The organism is Pelagibacterium sediminicola (genome assembly GCF_003390885.1).
GTDB classification, from domain to species: Bacteria; Pseudomonadota; Alphaproteobacteria; order Rhizobiales; family Devosiaceae; genus Pelagibacterium; species Pelagibacterium sediminicola.
This window is the reverse complement of sequence record NZ_QMEL01000003.1, coordinates 157,468-178,063: the sequence shown is the minus strand read 5'-3', so window position 1 is coordinate 178,063 and position 20,596 is coordinate 157,468. Positions and strand designations below refer to the sequence as shown.

22 protein-coding genes and 2 pseudogenes are annotated in these 20,596 nt (G+C 58.2%); 11 read left to right on the top strand and 13 right to left on the bottom strand.

All coding sequences use genetic code 11. From position 1 onward, the window contains the following. Window positions 1-26: 26 nt before the first annotated feature. Entirely contained in the window at window positions 27-659 is a 633-nt protein-coding gene (locus DQG18_RS07110) for a tyrosine-type recombinase/integrase (RefSeq protein WP_116653552.1), read from the bottom strand. Window positions 660-974: 315 nt separating this feature from the next. On the opposite strand from DQG18_RS07110, the gene DQG18_RS07105 reads away from it, so the two are divergent. Beyond that, a complete protein-coding gene (locus DQG18_RS07105; protein ID WP_116653551.1) occupies window positions 975-1,754 on the top strand; it encodes a hypothetical protein in 780 nt (259 codons plus the stop codon). Continuing rightward, window positions 1,747-4,995, top strand: coding sequence for a DEAD/DEAH box helicase (locus tag DQG18_RS07100; RefSeq protein ID WP_157970048.1), 3,249 nt, complete (start codon window positions 1,747-1,749; stop codon window positions 4,993-4,995). The genes DQG18_RS07105 and DQG18_RS07100 overlap by 8 nt, the downstream gene beginning before the upstream one ends. Window positions 4,996-5,190: 195 nt before the next feature. Here DQG18_RS07100 and DQG18_RS07095 read toward each other — a convergent pair whose 3' ends face one another. After that, window positions 5,191-5,817, bottom strand: coding sequence for a histidine phosphatase family protein (locus DQG18_RS07095; RefSeq protein WP_116653780.1), 627 nt, complete (start codon window positions 5,815-5,817; stop codon window positions 5,191-5,193). 437 nt (window positions 5,818-6,254) lie between these two features. On the opposite strand from DQG18_RS07095, the gene DQG18_RS07090 reads away from it, so the two are divergent. The 3 genes from DQG18_RS07090 (at window position 6,255) to DQG18_RS07080 (ending at window position 8,500) form a co-directional block, all read left to right on the top strand. After that, entirely contained in the window at window positions 6,255-6,920 is a 666-nt protein-coding gene (locus DQG18_RS07090; RefSeq protein ID WP_116653549.1) for a cysteine hydrolase family protein, read from the top strand. Window positions 6,921-6,929: 9 nt separating this feature from the next. Continuing rightward, window positions 6,930-7,937, top strand: coding sequence for a glycine betaine/L-proline ABC transporter substrate-binding protein ProX (gene proX / locus DQG18_RS07085; protein ID WP_116653548.1), 1,008 nt, complete (start codon window positions 6,930-6,932; stop codon window positions 7,935-7,937). Window positions 7,938-8,170: 233 nt separating this feature from the next. Then, complete coding sequence (locus DQG18_RS07080) at window positions 8,171-8,500, top strand: DMT family transporter (RefSeq protein WP_116653779.1); 330 nt, start codon at window positions 8,171-8,173, stop codon at window positions 8,498-8,500. Window positions 8,501-8,704: 204 nt separating this feature from the next. Here the strand turns inward: DQG18_RS07080 and DQG18_RS07075 are convergent, their stop codons facing one another. Both DQG18_RS07075 and DQG18_RS07070 read right to left on the bottom strand, forming a co-directional pair. Next, complete coding sequence (locus DQG18_RS07075) at window positions 8,705-9,004, bottom strand: hypothetical protein (protein ID WP_116653547.1); 300 nt, start codon at window positions 9,002-9,004, stop codon at window positions 8,705-8,707. Window positions 9,005-9,094: 90 nt separating this feature from the next. Beyond that, window positions 9,095-9,952 (bottom strand): helix-turn-helix domain-containing protein, encoded by an 858-nt coding sequence (locus DQG18_RS07070; protein WP_198669697.1) that lies wholly within the window; start codon window positions 9,950-9,952, stop codon window positions 9,095-9,097. A 38-nt stretch (window positions 9,953-9,990) separates the two neighbouring features. Here DQG18_RS07070 and DQG18_RS07065 point away from each other — a divergent pair, with 38 nt between their 5' ends. After that, window positions 9,991-10,407 (top strand): VOC family protein, encoded by a 417-nt coding sequence (locus DQG18_RS07065; protein ID WP_116653546.1) that lies wholly within the window; start codon window positions 9,991-9,993, stop codon window positions 10,405-10,407. Window positions 10,408-10,492: 85 nt separating this feature from the next. Next, window positions 10,493-10,988, top strand: a pseudogene (locus tag DQG18_RS07060) (GNAT family N-acetyltransferase). A gap of 124 nt (window positions 10,989-11,112) precedes the next feature. Here DQG18_RS07060 and DQG18_RS07055 read toward each other — a convergent pair. Next, on the bottom strand, window positions 11,113-11,973 hold the full coding sequence (locus DQG18_RS07055; protein ID WP_157970047.1) for an alpha/beta fold hydrolase: 861 nt from the start codon (window positions 11,971-11,973) through the stop codon (window positions 11,113-11,115). 346 nt (window positions 11,974-12,319) lie between these two features. Here DQG18_RS07055 and DQG18_RS07050 point away from each other — a divergent pair, with 346 nt between their 5' ends. Beyond that, on the top strand, window positions 12,320-12,808 hold the full coding sequence (locus DQG18_RS07050; protein WP_116653777.1) for a GNAT family N-acetyltransferase: 489 nt from the start codon (window positions 12,320-12,322) through the stop codon (window positions 12,806-12,808). Window positions 12,809-12,829: 21 nt separating this feature from the next. Here DQG18_RS07050 and DQG18_RS07045 read toward each other — a convergent pair whose 3' ends face one another. From DQG18_RS07045 to DQG18_RS07025, 4 genes are all read right to left on the bottom strand, one after another. Then, window positions 12,830-13,210, bottom strand: a complete 381-nt coding sequence (locus DQG18_RS07045) for a hypothetical protein (RefSeq protein WP_116653544.1) — start codon at window positions 13,208-13,210, stop codon at window positions 12,830-12,832. Beyond that, on the bottom strand, window positions 13,207-14,532 hold the full coding sequence (locus tag DQG18_RS07040) for a recombinase family protein (RefSeq protein ID WP_116653543.1): 1,326 nt from the start codon (window positions 14,530-14,532) through the stop codon (window positions 13,207-13,209). The genes DQG18_RS07045 and DQG18_RS07040 overlap by 4 nt, the downstream gene beginning before the upstream one ends. After that, window positions 14,529-14,984, bottom strand: coding sequence for a DUF2924 domain-containing protein (locus tag DQG18_RS07035; protein ID WP_116653542.1), 456 nt, complete (start codon window positions 14,982-14,984; stop codon window positions 14,529-14,531). The genes DQG18_RS07040 and DQG18_RS07035 overlap by 4 nt, the downstream gene beginning before the upstream one ends. A gap of 593 nt (window positions 14,985-15,577) precedes the next feature. Continuing rightward, window positions 15,578-15,868, bottom strand: a complete 291-nt coding sequence (locus DQG18_RS07025) for a hypothetical protein (protein WP_116653540.1) — start codon at window positions 15,866-15,868, stop codon at window positions 15,578-15,580. A gap of 75 nt (window positions 15,869-15,943) precedes the next feature. Here DQG18_RS07025 and DQG18_RS07020 point away from each other — a divergent pair, with 75 nt between their 5' ends. Beyond that, the gene (locus DQG18_RS07020; protein WP_198669696.1) at window positions 15,944-16,219 is read left to right on the top strand and encodes a helix-turn-helix domain-containing protein; all 276 of its coding nucleotides are present in this window, start codon (window positions 15,944-15,946) and stop codon (window positions 16,217-16,219) included. A gap of 641 nt (window positions 16,220-16,860) precedes the next feature. On the opposite strand, the gene DQG18_RS07015 is transcribed toward DQG18_RS07020, so the two are convergent. The 4 genes and pseudogenes from DQG18_RS07015 to DQG18_RS07005 all read right to left on the bottom strand — a co-directional run bounded on the left by DQG18_RS07015 (window position 16,861) and on the right by DQG18_RS07005 (window position 18,267). Beyond that, on the bottom strand, window positions 16,861-17,352 hold the full coding sequence (locus DQG18_RS07015) for a hypothetical protein (protein WP_245958394.1): 492 nt from the start codon (window positions 17,350-17,352) through the stop codon (window positions 16,861-16,863). Between the two features lie 313 nt (window positions 17,353-17,665). Beyond that, a pseudogene (locus DQG18_RS16720) lies at window positions 17,666-17,848 on the bottom strand (helix-turn-helix domain-containing protein); the annotation flags it as partial. Between the two features lie 9 nt (window positions 17,849-17,857). Next, complete coding sequence (locus DQG18_RS16025; protein ID WP_157970046.1) at window positions 17,858-18,025, bottom strand: hypothetical protein; 168 nt, start codon at window positions 18,023-18,025, stop codon at window positions 17,858-17,860. Then, the gene (locus DQG18_RS07005; protein ID WP_116653537.1) at window positions 18,022-18,267 is read right to left on the bottom strand and encodes a helix-turn-helix transcriptional regulator; all 246 of its coding nucleotides are present in this window, start codon (window positions 18,265-18,267) and stop codon (window positions 18,022-18,024) included. The genes DQG18_RS16025 and DQG18_RS07005 overlap by 4 nt, the downstream gene beginning before the upstream one ends. A gap of 1,064 nt (window positions 18,268-19,331) precedes the next feature. Between DQG18_RS07005 and DQG18_RS07000 the strand changes: the two genes are divergently transcribed. Together DQG18_RS07000 and DQG18_RS06995 are read left to right on the top strand one after the other, a co-directional pair. Further along, window positions 19,332-19,751 (top strand): hypothetical protein, encoded by a 420-nt coding sequence (locus DQG18_RS07000; protein ID WP_157970045.1) that lies wholly within the window; start codon window positions 19,332-19,334, stop codon window positions 19,749-19,751. Window positions 19,752-19,964: 213 nt separating this feature from the next. Further along, window positions 19,965-20,579 carry a hypothetical protein gene (locus DQG18_RS06995; protein ID WP_116653535.1) on the top strand — a complete coding sequence of 205 codons (615 nt, stop codon included), beginning with the start codon at window positions 19,965-19,967 and terminating at the stop codon, window positions 20,577-20,579. The last annotated feature ends 17 nt before the right edge of the window (window positions 20,580-20,596 follow it).

Here is a 20,596-nt window from a genome sequence, read left to right as displayed (position 1 = left end):
GTTGTGAGTGAATGACCGCTCCATGTTCAGATTTCCGTCCGCTCGGCCAAAAGCAACGCGTCCTCGATATCCACACCGAGATACCGAACGGTATTCTCGATCTTAGTATGGCCTAGTAGGATTTGGATGGCGCGCAAATTGCCAGTTGCCTTGTAGATCATCGCCGCTTTCGTTCTTCGCAGCGAATGGGTGCCATAGTCCGATGATCGAAGGCCGATGGCTGAGACCCACTCGTCGACCAAACGGGCATACTGCCGCGTGCTCATGTGATGTGCATGGTCGACGCGGCTTGGGAAAGCATGATCATCGACGCTGCCCCCGCGCCGTTCGAGCCAAACCAATAGGCTGGTACGCACATCGCTGGTCAATTCGAATTGGACAGGTCGTCCGGTTTTCTGTTGAACCACTGTAGCCCGTGTTCGAATTTCCGGCCCCGTCACTAGGTCGCCTGTTTTGATCTTCACCAGATCGCATCCGCGAAGCTTGCTGTCGATTGCAAGATCGAACAGGGCTCGGTCTCGAACCCTCCCCTCCCGATCCAGGAAGAAACGAATTGCCCAGATCTGCTTCTGCGTTAGAGGGCGCTTCGTCCCAACAGTCTTTCCAGCATTCCATGCAGCCCGTCCTCGGGCTGCAGCATCATATCGTGAAAATCCCATCGAAGTTCTCCTATGGCCGTGATTGGCCAAAAGAGTAACGCTGGGACCGGCAGCCGCGGGGCCGTGAGCGGAATGGCGGGTTTTGGCAGCCGACCCAGGCAAGCGGACATCGCAGTTTAGACCTAGCCGGCCAAAGCGTTCACAAGGTTCATGTTTCGGTTGGTAGAACTCAAAGCTAGATCGTGAAGTCATGCTTGAGATGGTGTCGGTTAAGACCCACCGACTATACACAGTGCCCGTTGCCAAAGCCAAATGCCGGTTACTCGCGTATTGCCAAACTGAGTTCTTTCCCTAAAGTTCGCGGCGGGGGGACAAATGCCGCTCGAATTTACCGATATTAAAGGCGATCCGGTATGGTCCGGAAGCAGTTGGAAGGTCGTTGACGACGATGACCTAGCCCGGTTGATTGCGCGAGTCGCACTGGGGCAGAGCTACTTCGTGGAACGAATCCTGAAAGAAACCGGGTTTGCGGGACCGAAGGCGCAAGAGAACATGCTCGCCGGCGCCATTGAACTTTTGACCGCAGTAAACCCCGATGACCCTTATCATCGGGATGGCTGGATGTTTCAGGTCATGTCATGGATCGCCGCGCACCTGCAGAACAGAACCTCGCTGATCCGTGAGCCACACATGATCCATGCCCATAAGGGTTTTGATGGGATTCATGTGAAGCTGAACCCCGACACCAAGCTAGTGAACTTCATGGTGGTCTGCGAGGAAAAGGCGACGGAGAACGCCCGCAAGATGATCACGGGCAAAGTCTGGCCGGAATTTAGAAGTCTCGAGAAAGCCGAACGCGATCATCAGCTCCTTTCCGAACTGATCGGCCTCTTACGGCTCCACCCCGATGCAAATATCGACAATGCCGTCGAGCAGATCGTGTGGAAGGACGCAAGGAGTTACCGGGTGTCGATCACAACCGAGGACGGAGAAGATCTCGAGAAAACTTTCAGAGGATATGCCGACGTCGTGCCCGGAGAGATCGAGCGCAGGCGCGCAGAGGCCCTGCCGGTCAAGGATGTGAGGAATTGGATGGCGGGGATAGCCGACAAGGCTATTGCCTATGCCGAGGAACTGGCGACCGCTGATGTATGATCAGGAAACCGCGTCGCTGATCCGTGCAGCACCTCGTTTCGACGGGCTTGATACCGAGCGACTCCCCGAAACGCTTACGGAGGCCTTTGCGAAGATCGCCGCGGCTCGTGTCCGACTTCGCGAAGGGTCGCTTCGGCAGGACGAAGAAATTGCCGCGCTGTTCCGGGATATGCAGCGTCTTGCGCTCGCCAATGAGGCGCTGGTCAGCGTCTCCCCTGAACGGAAAAACAGGGCTGCTGCTGCGTTCGTAGCAGGGTCTGCCCACCAATTGTGTTTCAATGCGGGGGCGATGCAGGCGGGTGACCGTCCACGAACATACCTTGGCGCAGAGAGCATCTCGACCGATCTTGCTGCGGTCCTTCTTTTCCTGATTGCCGAGGCGCCTGCCGACGCGAGCGAGATCGCCGGCATGTTCGACGCCGAAAATTCATCTCTGATTGAGACTAGCCTCATCTCCGCAATCCAGTCTCTTGCGGAAGGCAGTCTTGTCGCGATTACCGAAGCTGCGATGCCGTCTCGTGACGCCGTGCGGGAAGTCGACAGCAGGACGGAGGCCGCATCGGCCGCACTCTACTACGAATTACTGCGCGGTATTCGCGAATTGGCTTCTGAGCTGTTGGCTCTCGATGGGACGGAGTCAGGGCGTAGTGCTGCCACCTTCCGCCGAGTGATGGCCCTGGCGCTTCCGGAAAGAACTGGTGAGGCCCCCGCATGGGAATACTCCGAGATTGGCATGTACTCAGGGCCGTACCATCTCGCCTCGCTGCTTCTCGCCGTCGCCGGTGATCTCGGGGAAAGCGCGGTCGCGAGGATATCGCCACCGAGCGGCGTGGACAGCGTTAAATGGCTCCGGGCGATGAAACGGGTAGCCAGAACCAGACCGTATCTCTGGCGCAACCACCGTCAGGCCGTTGATGCCGGATACCTGGAAATCTATATGTCCGCAGCCGTAAGCTTTCCTACTGGCGCAGGTAAATCGACGCTGGCTGAACTGAAGATCAACGCGACCCTACTCGCCGACAAGAAGGTGATTTTTCTCGCGCCGACCAACGCGCTTGTCGGCCAGACCACATGGGCACTGAGGCGGGCGTTCAAAAGGACCAAGGTCGGCCAGGAGCGATTCGATGAAGTCGGTTTCCTGAGCGATGAGGACGAACTCCCCCAGATTTTCGTCATGACGCCAGAGTCGTGTCTGGCTCAAATGAGCATTGAACCGGAGGTCTTTGACGGCGTGGGACTGCTGGTGTTCGACGAGTGCCACCTCTTGCACGCGAGGGACCTATCCGACAGCCGGCGTGCTCTGGACGCAATGTTGTGCGTCCTCAATTTCGGCGCGCGGGTGCCCGAAGCGAGCATGCTGCTGCTGTCCGCCATGATGAAGAATACGGATGAGATTGCCGGATGGGTCAGTGAGCTCACCGGTCGTCAATGTCTCAAGTTGGATTTGGCGTGGAAGCCGACTCGGCAACTACGTGGAAGCGTCGTCTACCCGCAGGCGGAAATAGCGAGCCTGACGGACGGACTGCGTGCTTCCCGCATGCGAGGTCAGACGGCGACGCCATCGGTGAAGGACAAGGCCGCACTGCAGACGGAAGCCTTGGGGTTTTTCGGACTTCAGCAGACCTGGGCGACGAGAAAAGCAGCGGACTACTCGCTGGTCAAATTACTCGATGATCGGGTAACGCTTGGTGCCAGTCCATACTGGAGCCTGACGCCGAACGCAGGGGTAGTTTCGTCGGCCATAGCGAGCGCGGCAGCCCACAGCGATCTCAAGACACTCGTATTCTTCCAAACGATCCCGAATGCGTTTGCAAACAAGAACCGCATTTCTGAAGCACTGGGGAAAGTGGCAATCAAACTGACCGATGAAGAGCGGTCGTGGATGGCGATTACCGCGCTAGAGCTCGGTGACGGATCGTACAGTTATCTGGATATCGCGGACGATCACCTCACTTCGAAGTGTGTGGTGCATCACGGGTTGCTGCTTCCGGAAGAGCGGCAGCTGTGCGAGTCCCTGTACCAGCGGTCGGACGGAGCGACGGTGATGGTGGCGACATCTACCGTTGCTCAGGGAATGAATTTCCCGAGCGAACTTGTGATTATCGCAGAGGACAGCCGCTTCGAAGCTGAGGCCAACCGGCGGGAGGTGCTGGAAGCGCAGGAGCTGTTGAATGCCGCAGGGCGTGCCGGGCGCGCTGGTCAGAATGCGAATGGCATCGTGCTCGTGGTTCCGGGCAAGGTTGTAGGGATAGACCTCAAGGATGCGACGATCGGCGCGCACTGGACCACGCTGCAGAAAATATTCGGCCAATCTGACCAATGTCTGGAAATCGACGATCCGCTGACCGCAGTCCTTGATCGGGTTCATGCCAAGGCAGCTGCAGACGACGCACTTGAGAGGTACGCTATTGCGAGATTGGCGAGCGCGGATATCGAGAAGTCTCTTAGCAAGTCACTCGTCGCCTATCAGGTCAAGAAAAAGGGCCGCGAAGACTGGCTGAAGGAGCGGATCGACGCGGCAGTCCAATTCTACAATGGTCAAGCGCCCGAGTCGGACGAGGAAATCGCAGAGCATCAGGTATCTGCGAAACTGGGAGTTTCGCTCGCCGTGGTCAGTAGGCTTTCCGCAGAGATCAAGGGCGATGAGACCAGAACCGTTCTCGAGTGGACCTCTTGGTTCTTCGACTGGATGGCTAAGAATCCGGATCTATTTGATCAGATGCTCCGGCCGACGAACGTCGACGATTTGCTTGGAAGCGCTATCAATAAGATCAAGGACCCGACCGACCGCGCCAAAATTGCTGTCCCGATCCTCCAGAAGTTGACGACCCTTTGGCTCGCAGGGAAGCCGCTTTCAGAATTGCAGTTGTCGCTCGGGACCGATGCAGACAGGCTGAAAACCTGCCTGGATGCGAGAAAATTTGCCCTGCGCGTAATACCCGATCTAGCCTATCTTTTCGGCATCCCAGCATTCCTCATCCAGAATAGGCATGCGCTTAAAGTGGATGGCAGTCAGGAGTTGTCGGCCGGATTGGCGAAGCTCGGCGCATGCATCCGTTTAGGATTCGAAAGCGTCGATTTGATAGCCCTTGGCTTTTCTCTTCGTGCGGAGCGGCCATCTCGCAGGCAGGTTCACGAGCGGCTTGCAGCTATCCTTCCGCATCTCAAGGCCGCTTCACCGGGCGAGACATGGGACGCGGCCGTCGACAGGATTGCCGGTGCCCAAGTTGCGCCATCATAGATATCGAAGCACCGCTTGCCGAACGGCCGCTTTCAGGATGTGGCCAGTGCAGCGTGAACGGCCCGAATGGGGCGCGTTGCCGCCGAAGCTCGCTGACCAGCTGAACGGCAGCTTTCCCGAAGAAACCAGCCGAAACCTGCTAGTCCGTTTCCCACTCCGTATGAGCCACTTTGTTGTCGTGATCAGCCGCAGCGATCAGATTGGGGAAAGATGTGTCCTGTCGCCTATGGAGAGAACAGCTCGATTGCGAAAAAAATTATCCTGGCGAAGCCGCGTTATGCTTCCGGATTTGACGGGAAAGGCGACAAAGCCTGCTGCGTCGATGGGGATTTTCATCCATGCCGCAACGACCATGCTCAGCGTAAAGCCGTGTGTCACGATAATCTGTTTCTCACAACGGCGTTCTATAACTTCATCGATGAAGGGAAACACTCGCTTTGCGACGTCGCGCCGCGTCTCCGCGCCTTCAATGCCACAATCATAGTCTAGCCGATTATCGTCCGGCGCAGGGGTATAGCGTGCATCGAGCCAGTGTTGCGATTTGCCATCTGCAACGCCGTAGCTGATTTCCCGCAGGGCGGACGTCTCATGTACTGGCTGGCCTAAACGTTTTGCGATTGCGGCCGCAGTTTGGGTCGCACGGCGCAGATCAGAACTGTAGAGTTCGAGTTCCGCCGAACCGATCAAGGATGCCAGGCATTCGGCGACAGCCTCTGCCTCCTGCAAGCCGCGATCAGTTAAATCGCTATCGTACCAACCCCCAACTCTATTTTCCAAGTGATGGCTGGCCTCAGTATGTGTGACAACAAAGATCTCTTTCACGATGGCCAACCCGCACGTGTTTTGTAAGTCTGCTTTGTCGCCGTACTAAATCAAAGCTGACGGCTGCAAACCTAAAGAGTTTCGGCTGCCGGTAGGCGCCCGAAAGTCCGGGAAGACCGAACCCGCGAGCCACGAGGTGGGAGCTATGAGGCAACTTTTGGAAGGTCCGTAACGCGGACGTTCCTCCCACCCAGCAGGTCAGTGACTTTGACGTCCAGCACCCGCGCTATGGCTTCGACCACGTCCAACGTGCGATTGCGCTCAGGGCCTCTACCCTCCGAATTTTGACATGCCGGGCCGTAATGTTACAAGTCCCGCAGGCCACCACGCGTTTCCCTCCCCGGTCGTGGCTTGGGGCATGAGCGTCTCCCTGTAAACATCGCTCTGTAAGAACATCGGAATTTTTTGGGAAAGGCGACACGAAGGACTTTTGACTTTTGACTAACACAAAAACGGCCCTGCTGGTCATCGATCTGCAGGAAGCCAATCGGCCAGCAGGCGCTTGGCCGGTTTTCGACTACTCGGGCGTTATTGATCGTTCAAAAACAGTGATCGAGGCGGCACGAGCGACAGGGATCCAAGTCATCTACACGCGCCATTGGCACGCTAAAGATGGATCCGACCTGCTCCGTTTCGAAGCGACCGGAGCTAATGGTGAGCCTACCCATTGCATCGAGGGTAGCGATTCAGCGCAAATCAGCCCTGAGGTTGCGGCCAAAGACGGCGACATAATCGTCGACAAGACCCGGTATTCGGCATTTTTCGGCACCCGGCTGGAAGCTGTGTTACAGCGCTTGGATATCGAGAACCTTATCGTCATCGGCGTCTGGACCGAAGCCTGTGTGGAAACCACGGTCAACGATGCGGTCTGGAAGGGCTATAAGGTCACGCTGGTGAAGGATGCCATGACGACGGCCACTCAGACGATGCACAAGTCTGCCGTTCTGAGCATGGCCAATTGGCTCTATGGCGGCGAGATCGTCACAGCCGAGCAGGCTGTCAAATCGATGAGGGGGGAAGCCTACCAAGGATGGGTGTTCAAGGATCCGTCCCAGTTCCTTTTCGAAGCGGACACCATCGACCAACTTTACGACCAGATATAAGCGATCATCATGCACATCAATAAACGTATTGGCGCCGTTGCTACAGCGGCGCTCCTCCTCAGCTCGTCTTACGGGCTGGCAGCAGAGATAAATCCCGCACGGGGAACTTGGGATTCTGGATGGTTTGACACCGAAGTCTATATCGCTGCATTGCGCGAATTGGGGCATTCGGTCAACGAACCCATCACGCTCGATGACGCTGTTCGTTACCAGGCTCTCAGTCAGCGTGACGCTGACTTTTCGGTGATGGAGTGGTTCCCACTGTTCAACGACCGCTTCGCAATGTTCGATAATCTCGATATGGTCGGATATGTGATCCGGGGCGGCGCACTTGAAGGCTACCTGGTTGATAAGAAGACCGCCGATGAATACGGCATCACGTCGCTAGCCGATTTTGCCGATCCCGAAATTTCGGCCCTGTTCGACCGCAACGGCGACGGTATTGCCGACATGGTAGCTTGCCCGCCGGGATGGGACTGCGGCCTTGTGATCGATCATCACATAACCGAGTTTAGTCTCGAAGAGCACATTGACCTTATCACCGCGGCTTATGACCCGGCGATGGCGGACGCCATAGCCGCCTACGAAGCTGGGGAGCCAATCCTTTTTTACACGTGGACGCCCAACTGGGTTCTCGGGGAACTGGTGCCGGATAAGGATGTAGTATGGCTTGAAGTTCCCTACTCATCCCTTCCTGAAGGACAGTCGGAGTTCGAAGGCCACACGGCAATTGAAGGCGTCGTCGGTTGTGCCACCGATCCTTGTGAAATGGGCTTTCCGGCCAACGACATCCGTCCGGTAGGCAATTCGGCATTCCTTGATGAAAATCCCGATGTCTACCGTCTCTTTGAAGTTATGGAGATACCGCTTGATGCGGTCGGCGAACAGAACGTTCGCATGAAGGAGGGTGAGAACAGCGCAGAAGACGTGCGCCGGCACGCCCAGGAATGGATTGCCGCTAACCGAGAGCTCTTCGACGGATGGATCGAAGAGGCCAAGGGCGCGCTTGAGCAGTAGTTCTGCACCAGCTCAAAACGAATGACCTATGGCGGCTCCGGGGAACACTTGGGGCCGTCGTGACAAGTCGGGCGGGTTGGAATACTGGTTCCTTGCCGAAAATAGAGTGGCAGGCTGGCATCCCCTGCGCCCTGATGAAGAGTTCTTCTCCGCCACGGCGTCAACCTGATCCCGCGGGGAGGACGTCTTGTATTTGTTGCAGGGCGGCGCTCCCGACCATAATGGAGCGCAAAATGAACTATCTGTATCTCGCGGTAGCGATCGTATCTGAAGTTGTGGCTACGAGCTTCATGAAAGAGAGCGACGGCTTTACAAAAGTGGTGCCCGGGCTCATCACTGTCATTGGGTATGCCGTAGCATTCTACTTTCTTTCTCTGACCTTGCGGACAATTCCGACTGGTATCGCTTACGCGATATGGTCGGCGCTTGGAATCGTTTTGATCTCAGCGGTCGCCTGGATTTTTCAGGGACAGAAACTTGACGCGCCGGCAATACTGGGGATGGCCATGATCATTGGTGGCGTCGTGGTGATGAACCTGTTCTCACAATCGGCATCGCATTGAGGCGTCGGGTCCGCTTCGAGTTCGTACACGACATTCAACATCAGAAGAGGATATTGAGCAATGCGGCCGCGTCCTGCACCAAACGACGACGGTTCGTAGAGTTCAATTTTTGAGATAATAGATGGGGTAGGCGTTTGATGCGAACGCCGCAATTGCGGCCAACAGCAAAACTTGTTTCATTTCCCCTCCCATCCCGATATCGGGCTATTTCTCACATTCCAACTCACCGGCAACAGCCTCGAACTGCCGCCGCCCGATCGTAAGTGGCTCGCCTTCTTCTGCCAAATCCACGATCTCCACCATCAACGAACACCGTGCCGAGCGAACTTCATACGCATCGACATGAACGAAGTTGACCTGCTCGATTACACGAACGCCAAAGGCGGGCAGGGCGGCTTCAATGACCGCATTGAACTCGGCCGCGCGCTGATAGGGTGAGGCGAGCACGGCGAGCGCTGGTGTGGCGATAAACGATGCTGCCGCGATGATTGCCAGTCGTTTCATATTTACACCTCCCGATGCAGCGGGTTATTGCGTCAATCTCGTTTACCGTTGTCCCTGAATGACCTCGGTCCGCATATCTCTCGCCAGCGATCAGTCCCACTCAGTCTGCGTCGATTGTCGTTGTAAGGCTGTGGCCCTGTACTGCAGCGGCGTCTCGCCGAGAACCTTGCGGAAATCGGTGATAAAATGTTGCTGGCTCGAATAGCCCAGGTCGTAGGCCATGCCGGCCCAGTCCGGCGCATCGCTGCCGCGAATGCGTTCGGCGGCCAATAATAACCTGTGACGCTGCAGGAACCATTTAAGTCCTATGCCGACATAGGTGCGAAACAGTTGCTGCATCCAGCGCTCGCTATAGCGAAAGCTGTTGGCGACAGCGGACACGGTGGATAAAGTGTCATCGGCTTCGATTGCCGCAATGATCGTATTGACCAAAGCAATATTGGCGTCCGGCGCCGGCTTCTTGAGCAAAAGCAGTTCTTCAAGGCGATCCATGACGACTTCGTCATCATGTTCAAGCAGCTGCTCCACAGCTGCCCGATCAAGGCCTTCAAAGAGCTCGGAGAGAGGCAATTGCTGATCCTGCAGGTTTGCCAGTTCACCCGACCAGAATGACCCGAAGGCACCAGGCAGAAATCGGGCACCTATTATGCGACCGCTTCCCTGAGCCTCATAAACGCGTTTGCCCCGAAAGGTCCCCTGGACGCCTGACCAGTCAAGGGAGAGAAAAACGTCGACATAGGGTCGATGCATGAGTTCCACCGAGTGATACCCATTTTCCGAAACGTCCCAGCCAATAACCCAGAAATGATCCAGGAACGGGCGCAGGGGCGCGCAGGGCAATCGCGTGCGGAAGCGCACATGCCGATCAAAGCCTATAGGGTCGAGGCGGCCACGGGGATCATAAGTCCCTGCGGGTTTTTGAAATACACCGGGATCCTTTGGCGGCATTATTTCTCCATCGAGAACAAACCATGTGGAGTAAACCAATGGCAAATAAACATTTTCTACGTGGCATGGCCACCATCAACTACTTCGCCGATGACGTGACCGCCGCCCGTGACTGGTACACTGAACTTTTCGGCATCGAAGCTTATTTCCAGATGCCGAGCCGCGAACGTCCCGCCTATATCGAGTTCCGCGTTGGAGACGATGCCGATGAGTTCGGTATCATCGACAGTAAATATGCTCCTGGTGGCATGAGAACAGGGCCGGGAGGCGCCATACTGTACTGGCACGTCGATGATATCGAAAGCGCTCTGTCCCGGTTGAAAGCGCTCGGCGCCACCGAACACGATCCGATCACGAAGCGGGGCGAGTCCGGTTTTGTCACCGCATCGGTTCTCGACCCCTTCGGCAACGTCGTGGGCATCATGTACAACCCGCACTTTGTAGAGCAGCACTGAGTGAGGGCGCTATCGGGTTGCTACCCGTCTTTTTCCGGATGCCGGCCTTGACCTTCAACAGCGGAAATCTGCTGTGTTCTGAACGATGTTGATACGACAAGAACAAGAAGGTGATCACTCCGCCATCGCCGACGTTACAGCGTGGGCATTCGCCGGTGTGGAGTACAGCGACCAGACCGAAACTGAAATCATCGCAAGGTTGCGGGCGACCGACGCATTGGCGATTTCGCTGGTTGCTATCGAGAGTGGCACGCTGGTCGGCCACGTCGCCTTCTCGCCTGTCACGATCGATGGGACGGATCACTGCTGGTTTGGGCTGGGACCTGTATCGGTTAAACCCGATCATCAGGGCACAGGCATTGGTTCGGCTCTGATCTGCATGGGTCTTGAGCAACTTCTCCCGAGGTGCCGCAGGATGCGTGGTTCTTGGTGAGCCGGCCTATTATTATCGCTTCGGCTTCGAACGAGATGATGATTTACGCTACGAGAGTGCGCCGCCCGAACACTTCATGCGCATAAACTTCACTGCCGACGATACGCCAACCGGCCGCGTCGACTACGCACCTGCCTTTGCAGGTTAGCCTATTGTCTGTTTTCCTCCGGGCGCCGGCGAAAGCCGTCGTCCCACGTCCCACCAACACGGACCTGGACGCACTTGTGAGGGAGATCGAGACCGTTGTGCTGGCATCCCGCACTGGGCAGTGGCTATTTGGGCGGATGAGCACTGCAATGCGTGAGAATGCGCTGGGCGATCACAGGAGCATCCTGCACCAGGAGTTCGTGCCCAACACCTTCAAGAATCATCAGTTCTGAGCGAGAGACCACCTGCGCCGACTTGTGGGCTGCATTCACCGAGATGATAGGATCATCCGAACCGTGGATCACGAGCACGGGGCAGTGCAGATCGCTGGCTGTTTGATGCAGGTCGATGGAGCCTGCCATCATTGAGTGGTTGAAGGCACTTTGCATGCTGGAAGTCCGCGAAAGTTCACCTTCGATCCGGTCTAGGGCAGCCCTTCTATCAAACGGGCCGCGTGTTCCAGAGCTCAGTTCAGCGATCCTGAGGAGGAACGCCGCGACTGCATCACTATCTGCCCAGTCCAGCGATGCCATGGTGCCGAAATGCGCCATGAAGTCGTCTCCGATCCCTTCGGCCTCGTATGAAATGCCGAAGGGTTCAGATGCGATGAGGGTCAGGCTCAACACACGTTCCGGATGCCGCAAGGAATTGATCTGCGCGAGATAGCCGCCCAGCGACATGCCCACGAGGTGCGCTTGACTGGCGCCATAGGCATCCAGGATTGCCATCAGGTCGCCAGCCAGATCGTCCAGATCGTAGGATATTTCCCCCCGTGGCTTTGTGGTCGAGCGACCCGTGTCACGATGATCGAAACGGATTACCTGGTATCCGCCATCGACCAAGCCCTCGATGAGCGGATCCGGCCACCACAACATTGATGCCGTGGCCCCCATGGCCATTAAGATGGTCCCCTTTTGCGGTTTGCCACTCGCCACCGTTGCAAGCTGGGCATCTCCGCTGTGAACCATTCTCTCATGTGCCTGCATGATTGCCTCCTGCGTCGACCGCAGCGCTTGGATCTGGCGCTGATTAGCATCGCGGGGAGCCGAATGGTAGTGGCCGATGGGGAAGACCAAGTGCCGAAAGCGTCGTCAGTTTTTGGTGGCGCCGCTTCCACAACCCGCCTGTCCCCCTTCCACCCATTTTCAGTCGGTTTGAGGCGGCAATCGCCGATCTGGCGGGCATCGACGCCATCGCGGCCATCCATTAGCTTGATCGCATCGCTACAAAACTGACATCGTTCACCAACAAACGTGCCGCAGGTTTTGGGAATTTCGCGTCGCAGGGGTGCTATTGCGGACACCCGCTGTTCTGGCTGATATCGTGGCAGACATGAGTAACGTGAAAATCATTCCTTATCGTTCCGAATTTCAGAGCGCTGTTGTTGCCCTTACGGTCGCAGCTTGGTCGCCAGTTTTTGCCAAGACCGAGAACGAAGTGCCTCGATTCGTCTATGATGCTTTCTACCCCCAAGGATGGCAGGCACGCCAAACCGCCGATGTGGTCTTGCTTCTGGGGGACGAACCGCAAAACTTTTGGCTGGCGCTCCAGGATGAAGAATTGGTTGGTTTCATCGGGATACGAATCCATCCGGAGGATCGGATGGGCGAAATCCACATCATGGCCGTGTCGCCTGCTCACCAAAGGCAAGGTATAGGCAAGGCATTGATGGACTTTGCAGATCAGCAAATTCGCAAAGCCGGAATGACGATGGTGATGGTTGAAACGGGCGGCGACACGGGACACGCACCCGCTCGCCATGCCTACGAATCTTCTGGATTTGAACGCTGGCCGGTCGCTCGATATTTCAAGCGCCTGTAAGGGCGACCTATGGCCCTTTTCTCATCCGAACTGACAGCGCTGCTCGTCCCAGTCCAGCGGGAAGGGCTCCAGCATCCTTGCCAGCGTCACCTCCGGCCCGTGTCTGCCGTCCAGTATCGCCTCGACGATATCGGGTGCGAGCAGGGTTAACCGCAGGACGCGGGTCATGTAGGAGGGGGCGATGCTTTCGCGCGCGGCCAGTTCGGCGCTGGTGAACGCGCCGGACTCCAGCATGCGCTTCCAGCGAAAGGCCCGGGCGAGTGCCTTGACCAGCGTGTTGTCCGTCCGTGGCGTTGGCGAAGCGCCCTCGGGAAGCACAATCTCCTTGCGCCCGCCGCGCTTTGCCACCTTGAAGGGGACCTGGAGGGTGATCGTCCCGGTGGTGGGCAGGGCGCCGCTCATGCCGCCGCTCGCATCGGTGCTGGCATCGTCTCTCTGGCCAGCCCGCTGAGCCCATCGATGCGAAGCCGGATATTGAGACTGTCCATGCCGATATCGATCCGCTCGACCAGCAGCGCCACGATGCGGGCCTGTTCGGCGGGGAACAGTTCCTCCCACAGCGGATCGAACAGGTTGAGGGCGGCGTGGACATCGGCCTCGGTGATATCCTCGGCATGGGTGCGCGCCGCCTTCCATGTGCCCGCGACAATCTCGGGCTGGCGGAACACGGCGCGCAACTGGCCGATGACGGCGGCCTCGATCTCGCCGGCAGGAACGCGGCCCACCGGACACGATCCTGCCCCGTGCCTGAGCACGCTCTGGCTGACGTAATAGCGGTAGAGCTTGCCGCCCTTGCGGGTATGGGTCGGCGAGAAGGCAGCGCCATCGGGGCCGAACAGCAGCCCCTTCAATAGCGCGGGCGTATCGGCGCGGCTGCGCGCGGCGCGCTTGCGCGGGCTTTCGGTGAGGATGGCGTGCACCTTGTCCCACACTTTCCGGTCAATAATAGCCTCGTGCTCGCCGGGGTAGCTGTTGCCCTTGTGGACCGCCTCGCCGATATAGGCGCGGTTGTTGAGCATGCGGTAGAGATAGGTTTTGTCGATCCGGTTGCCGCGCGGGGTGCGCAGACCTTTCCTGGCGATCTCGCGTGCGAGATCGGTTGCCGAGCCGATCTTGATAAAGTGGGCAAAGATCCAGCGCACATGGGCGGCACGCTCTTTGTCGATGACCAGCTTGCGCGTCTCGACGCGGTAGCCATAGGGCGGCACGCCGCCCATCCACAGGCCCTTTTTGCGCGAGGCGGCGAACTTGTCGCGGATGCGCTCGCCGGTGAGCTCGCGCTCATATTGGGAAAAGTTCATGATGATATTGAGCATCAATCGCCCCATTGGCGTGGTGGTGCTGAAGCTCTGTGTGACGGAGAGGAAGGTTACTGCGTGGTGTTCGAATATTTCGACGAGCCTGATAAAATCAGGCTGCGAGCGGGAGAGACGATCGACCTTGTAGACCACGACCACATCGATGAGCCCGTCCTCGATGTCGGCGATGAGCCGCTGCAGGGCAGGGCGCTCCAGCGTGCCCCCGGAAAGGCCACCATCGTCATAGCGATCGCGAACCAGCACCCAGCCTTCCGAGCGCTGGCTGGCGATATAGGATTCGCAGGCCTCGCGCTGGGCATCGAGGCTGTTGAACTCCTGGTCCAGTCCTTGCTCGGACGACTTTCGGGTGTAGATGGCACAGCGCAGTTTGCGCACCACCGCCGTTTTCTCCAACGACCCAGTCATGCTCGCCCCCTGTGGTTCTTGAGCCCGAAGAAGGTCCAGCCGTTCCAGCGCGTGCCGGTGATGGTGCGCGCGATGGCCGAGAGCGATCTGTAGGGCTGCCCCTGCCATTCAAAGCCATCGGCGGTGACGGTGACGACATGCTCGACACCCTGCCACTCGCGGATCAGCCGCGTACCGGTAATAGGGCGATCGCGGTCGAGACGGATGCCGCGCTTTTTCTTGTCGCCGCCATCCAGTTGCTCGCCCAGCTTTTCGAGCCGCCGGACCGTCCCGGGCTTTAACCCGCCCAGACTGAGTTCCTGAATGCGGTAGGCCAGCCGGCTCTCGAGATAGCGTCGGTTGAAGGGCGGCGGTTCGCTCTCGAACAGATCGCGCCAGTGCTGCTTCAACGCGGGCGTCGGCATCGTCCTGAGCGCCAGAAGGCGGGCCGGGATGGAAGCGGTACCGTTCATAAGGACCTCCATGGATCATCGAGATGATGTCGGCATGGTTCTGCGCCTTTGTGTAGTCGAACCTGCTCCACCAGCCCCTTGTGTCCACTGCTCAATCCCTGTCTCGGGCGCAGGCGCAGCAAACCATGGGCGAGCATCTTGCAAAGCTCAGCCCGCCGCTCCGGAGGCGTCATCAGATCGGGCGACAATGGGTTGGGGCCGACATTGGGCATTGCCTCCTCCCAGGCTGGAAAAACCTCTGTCGCTGCCTCAGGGCTCTTTGCGACATACCCAGAGTCTGCCAGATGCGATCCGATTGTGTCGCTCGAAAAGTTCAACGTCCCGGGCCGCTTCAACCCTGTCCGACCACGTCGAGTGCCGTTTAAAGCCCGTTCTCATTTACGGCGTCTTTCCCGCAGGGATGATTCGTTCCGAATCGCCCTTTGCATTCAGATGCTTGGTGGAAGGGATGCGGATCGCGGCACCGCGCGGCGACGCAATTTGCCCGATACGGCCCGTTTGCAGGCACCTTGAGGCAAGGTGCATCGGCCGCAGATATGGCTAGCCTGTCAGATTAATGGGAGGCCGGATGGCAGCGAAGGCTCGTCGTCCTGCTATTCCCACTCGCCGGCCTTGTGCCGCCGCCACAACTCGCGCCGGACCCGGCGCCACCGCCCTTGCTGGAGCGTGTCGGACCTGTACCACGCCTCTTCTTCGTAAGAGCGCGCCCAGTCCTCGGCGTCAGGCCCGTGCCGTGCGATCAGCTCATCCACAATGGCATCGATCTCGGCTTCGGGGATCGCCAGCGGTTTGAGATAAAACGCCCACACATGCCAGAACGCAACCGCCGCGATCATGGCGATAACGATGACGACGGCGAGATGATCGATCAGAACCTGTCCCATTGGCCTTGCCCCCGAAAGACTGATACGAGGAACGGTAACCTTGAATGGGATAATCCGATAATCGGATTATGCTCAATGCACATAATCTTTGTGAGGTGCGCCGTGCCCAGATCGACCCACTCAGACCAGTACCGGACGCTGACCGCGCTGCTTGTCGAGGCGCGCAAATCTGCTGGCCTCACCCAGCAGCAGGTCGCCGACCGCCTGGGCAAGCCGCAATCCTACGTGGCCAAGGTCGAGGGCAATGAGCGCCGCATCGACGTGGTTGAGTTCATCGCACTGGCCAAAGTACTTGGGGTCGATCCCCGTGGCGTGTTCGATACCCTTCTGGCCCGCATCGACACGCCGTGAGCGTGACCGTTCAGTGGCCGTGATATGCGTTTTACCCTCGACTTGCAGCATAAGCTGTCGGAGCGCCGGAAAGGTTCGGAGCCTGGAAATCCTCGGCAGCCACCGCAGTGGAAACCTGGAAACCCAAAGTGGAAACCCGAGTGGAAACCCAAGGGTGGAAACCCAGAAAAATCCTTTGTCGCTAGCGCTTTGGCGGGCAAAGACACCCCGCATACGTCAACCGCCCGGAAGGACCCAAGGGGGGCGGATCGGAGTGGGGGCTCGGTTAGAAGAATAGTAAAAATCAAATAACAAGACACTTGTTCTGACCGGCGGTAGCTCTCGCGAGCATAGCCAGAACCTGCCCTATTTGTCGCACCCAAAGTTCAACGGCTCTGACATTACAACAGCGTCGGGGCCACATCCCCAGCCAATTCAACTACGTCCCCACCCGAGCGCTCTTTTCGAGGGGTGGGCGCGCGTCCAGATTTGCCGTTTTCGCCCAATCGCTTAGAGACCGACGAGCGCCGCCACCCAGCGCCGCTAAGCAGTCTGCCGAACGCATCCCGCGCGAATTCCGATTTGGCGCTGGGTTTCGTGGATGGCGATCGTCTTGTCCGCCTCGATGCCCCGGCCGACCTCCTCGACTTAGGCCCGTACCATCAGCCTGCCTTCGCTTTTTGGCGTTCAAGGATTTCAGTTGCCAGCCGCAACCACAACCGCCGGGTTTCGAGCGGTGGCTTTGCCAGCTCGAGCAAATGTCCCGGCGTCGGCGCATAGGTGTTCGGCGAGCGCCGCCATTGCTGGCATGCCGCCTGCAGAATGTCCGCAGGGACATCACCAAAATCCGAGAGCCAATCTTCCGCAACGATCCGGCGGTCGCTTGGCGACAGCGTCCTCGGCGGATAATGCAGCATCAGCGTGCCGACATGCCCGCCGATTTCCTTGGCGGTGGCCGGGAACAGAGCGGCATCGAGCAGAGTCTTGGCCTCCTCGAGCAGTCGGACGCGATCAGGCTCCCACGCCCGGCGCCTATCTGCTGGGTTCATTCGCAATGCTTCCTTGAGCAGCTTGATCGAAGGCTTGCTCCCATGACCTGGCAAGGGATTGTCCACGGTGGGAGGATCGCTTTGATCGAATACGAGTTTGGACATCGTGGTGGACCTCGTCGCGAAGGGGGGTAGGGAGGATAGGTTCTTTTGAAGGTTCTCTTAAAGGTTCAAGTCTGGCACGCGGTGCCGGAGGCTCCGGTCCGTGGTGCCGGGGGGTGGGGCATGTGGTGCCGGTTGCTACAGGCCGGTTGCCGGTGGCAACTTTCTGCCATGCCTCATCATCGAGCAGGCCAAACAGCTCGTGATCGTCGCGGCTGGACGGCACCGTGCGGCCGGGAAAACCGATCAGGACTGTAGCGTCCGTCGTACGCGATCCGCTATCCAGATGCCGTGGCGCCCGGACAATCAGACCGGCAGCTTCCAGCGATTTGAGGGAATCGCGGACCTTGCGCTCGGAGCACGAGCAGCAATTACGGATCCGCCTCTGTGACACCCACGTCACGCCGAAATCGTCGGCGAAATTGGCAAGGGCGAGAAGGACGAACTTCTCGATGGGATCGTCATGCTGGATACTCAGCACCCAGGAGATTGCCGCCATACTCATGCCTCACTCCGATTCACGTTTGAGGCTCGCATCGTTTGGCACGTGGATGAACACGAGGCGCACGGGCCTTGCGGACATCACATCGGCGGAGTGGGACAGATGAGGTTCAGCGACGATCTCGTCCGTGTGTGCGATCGAGATGTGGGGAAATTCGGCAATGTCTGCGCTCATTCCCGTTTCCTCCATCCGCTGTTCCCGGGGCGTTCCTGTTCACTTAACCATTTCCGCACCGCTTTCCGGCGATAGAGCACCCGCCGCCCGACCCTTACGCAGGGCGGGCCGACACGGCGCGTTTGCCAGCGCGAAAGCGTGTCCACAGAAAGCTGCAGCGCGCGGGCCAACGCCTCGCGGCTGATCCAGTCATCAAGCAGATCGTGTTCGCGTCCAGCGGACGCTGCGGTGCCGTGGTTCATGTCATCCTCCGATAGGCGAATCAGTTCCTGCCGAGGACTATGGAATGGCCGGAGGGGCGGCGGGGTGGCGCATGGTGGCGCGTGGTGGCACGGAAAGCGCCAGGAGCCTGCCGGTCTCCTTTTGTTCCGGCGTAGCTACTGCCCACACAGGCAGTTGTATGCCACGCTGCCGGAAAACAGTTCTTTATCAATCGTATAACGGAATTTCTGCCCAGAGCATTCCAGCCAACTGCGACTGCGCCCAACGACCCGAATCGGTCGAGAACGGCGGTCTGGCAGAAGTCAAGGCAAGGGGTGGCGCATGGTGGCACCGGCAGCGCCGGGAGCTTGCCAGTCTCCTTTTGTTCTAGCGATGGTTCGCACAGGCGCTTGCCTGCCATGCTTTCGGAAAATGATTTTATATCAACAGCGTATCAGGGACCGCTGCCGCTATCGCCCGGCAGCAGCCTCCAAATCTGGGGGCTGGCTCTTCCATCACATCCAACTTGATCTTGAACATGACACGGAAAGGGCGGCCAAAGTTCCGCCATCAACGAGTCCGTTGTCGGTGGTGCCGATCGGCCTCGACGCCTTTGCTCCGCTCCGAACGTGAATCTCAACCCATGGTGGCTGAGACGTCAAGAACCGTAGCCGTATTGTTGGCACCGCTCCGTCCGGCTGATCAATGACCCAGATATCTGCGGCTGGTGATCAGCATCATGGTGAGAATGCAGGGGAGACGTCGGGCCGATCCTTGCCTTGGTGCCAAACGCAACGAGGAGATTCGGTATGCCTTTCACGCCCTGATGGTACTCGGCAGTAAGCGCTGCCTCTGCGATTGACGCGATGATCTGATGACGGCACTAGCACTGGGTGTCCTCAGGAAATCACCGGTTCTGCCAAGGAGGATATCTCACCCTTCTTGCAAATAGGACTTTTCCTATACCGCGATTCTCCATGCCTAGCGGCGCCGGGCTCATCCCCCAACCGCTTTCCCCACGACAGCATGTGGCCTGCTGCATAACAACAAGAACGCCATAATCGACGCAGGGAAGGAGAATATCGTGAAACACAGGAACGGACTATTGGCTGGTCTCATCGCAGGCGCGGGGTTGATGATCGGTCTTGCGACATCACCGGCATTGGCGCATCAGGCGCCGACCTCGCTCGAAGGCTTGCCGCTACTTGAAGATGTCGCTGCCGACGCGGTCCAGATCAGTCCGCATGTGCCAAATATGGGTGCGCATTGGGCACGCGAAGGCGATCTGCCTGTAGGGCCGATTTACTGCGTGATCGAAGGGCATGTGGTCTGCGTGGAATACATGTTCACGATGGAAGCTTTCGAAGCCGGCACGGATTGGCTTGCCCTGCTTCCGGGGATCGAGACACCTCCCATCAGCCATATCGATGTTGAGTTCAAGGCCGAGGGCATCGAACCAAATCCGGTCCCGCTCTATCAGCTACACATCTATTTTGCCGGGACAGAACTGCTCGATCAGCACTGATACCTGTTCGTAGACGGCGTGCTCGACAGCCGAACCATGACACGCGGGCTTGTGTCGGATGGCACCTTCCGGCCCGCGCGCTCATTCCGGTAAAGATGTGACTGGATTGCACAATCGTGGCGACTTGAAGCCGTGTTTGAAATTATCTGAAGCGTGGCGGGATCAAGGGTCAATACCGTTTCTGCTGAACCCCGCCGCAATGAGTAACGGTCAATGAAGGAGCCCACACGCACCATCGCCGTCACAGCGCTGATCGGGGTGTTCGTGACCCTCGAAACGGGCGTTCTTTACGATCTTGCCGCCCGCGTGATGCCTACCCATGCGGAACAGGCCGCCATTCTCGGGCGCGATACCCATCGAACCATCTTGCCGAACCTCGCGACGCGAACACGAACATTTGCCTCCGTCCATCGCGTTGTCGTGGCGGGCGAAGATGGAATCCCGTTCACCATCGATGTACCGAAGGCGCTCCATGATCGCGCGCTGCGGGGCCTGATGACGATGGACGGGGCGTCGGTGAACATCCGGCGCTCAGTTCTTTTCGGTAAGCCGGTAGAACTCGAAATCATAGAACGCCCGCTGGTCGATCTGGGTGATTTTCCCGCGCTTGAGGGACTGCTCGGCGGCCCCGGATACGAATCGCCGACGCGGGTAACGACCTATGATTTGCGCCTGCCTTACGTTCTCAGTATCGGGGGGCTAGCCATGCTTGGGCTCATGGCATGGTTGATGATGAGACTACCACGCAAGGAACAGTTCGTGTGGCCGCTCTTTCGGGGCGGAATGGTGGTGTCCATTGCACTTGGCACATGGTGGTGGGCGGCGTGATCCGGCAGTTTGCCCTG

Coding starts and splice junctions, on each gene's coding strand:
- DQG18_RS07110 (WP_116653552.1), bottom strand. CDS start 659: ATGGGATTTTCACGATATGATGCTGCAGCCCGAGGACGGGCTGCATGG.
- DQG18_RS07105 (WP_116653551.1), top strand. CDS start 975: ATGCCGCTCGAATTTACCGATATTAAAGGCGATCCGGTATGGTCCGGA.
- DQG18_RS07100 (WP_157970048.1), top strand. CDS start 1,747: ATGTATGATCAGGAAACCGCGTCGCTGATCCGTGCAGCACCTCGTTTC.
- proX (WP_116653548.1), top strand. CDS start 6,930: ATGCACATCAATAAACGTATTGGCGCCGTTGCTACAGCGGCGCTCCTC.
- DQG18_RS07080 (WP_116653779.1), top strand. CDS start 8,171: ATGAACTATCTGTATCTCGCGGTAGCGATCGTATCTGAAGTTGTGGCT.
- DQG18_RS07075 (WP_116653547.1), bottom strand. CDS start 9,004: ATGAAACGACTGGCAATCATCGCGGCAGCATCGTTTATCGCCACACCA.
- DQG18_RS07070 (WP_198669697.1), bottom strand. CDS start 9,952: ATGCCGCCAAAGGATCCCGGTGTATTTCAAAAACCCGCAGGGACTTAT.
- DQG18_RS07065 (WP_116653546.1), top strand. CDS start 9,991: ATGGCAAATAAACATTTTCTACGTGGCATGGCCACCATCAACTACTTC.
- DQG18_RS07055 (WP_157970047.1), bottom strand. CDS start 11,973: ATGCAGGCACATGAGAGAATGGTTCACAGCGGAGATGCCCAGCTTGCA.
- DQG18_RS07050 (WP_116653777.1), top strand. CDS start 12,320: ATGAGTAACGTGAAAATCATTCCTTATCGTTCCGAATTTCAGAGCGCT.
- DQG18_RS07045 (WP_116653544.1), bottom strand. CDS start 13,210: ATGAGCGGCGCCCTGCCCACCACCGGGACGATCACCCTCCAGGTCCCC.
- DQG18_RS07040 (WP_116653543.1), bottom strand. CDS start 14,532: ATGACTGGGTCGTTGGAGAAAACGGCGGTGGTGCGCAAACTGCGCTGT.
- DQG18_RS07035 (WP_116653542.1), bottom strand. CDS start 14,984: ATGAACGGTACCGCTTCCATCCCGGCCCGCCTTCTGGCGCTCAGGACG.
- DQG18_RS07025 (WP_116653540.1), bottom strand. CDS start 15,868: ATGGGACAGGTTCTGATCGATCATCTCGCCGTCGTCATCGTTATCGCC.
- DQG18_RS07020 (WP_198669696.1), top strand. CDS start 15,944: ATGCACATAATCTTTGTGAGGTGCGCCGTGCCCAGATCGACCCACTCA.
- DQG18_RS07015 (WP_245958394.1), bottom strand. CDS start 17,352: ATGTCCAAACTCGTATTCGATCAAAGCGATCCTCCCACCGTGGACAAT.
- DQG18_RS16025 (WP_157970046.1), bottom strand. CDS start 18,025: ATGAGCGCAGACATTGCCGAATTTCCCCACATCTCGATCGCACACACG.
- DQG18_RS07005 (WP_116653537.1), bottom strand. CDS start 18,267: ATGAACCACGGCACCGCAGCGTCCGCTGGACGCGAACACGATCTGCTT.
- DQG18_RS06995 (WP_116653535.1), top strand. CDS start 19,965: ATGAAGGAGCCCACACGCACCATCGCCGTCACAGCGCTGATCGGGGTG.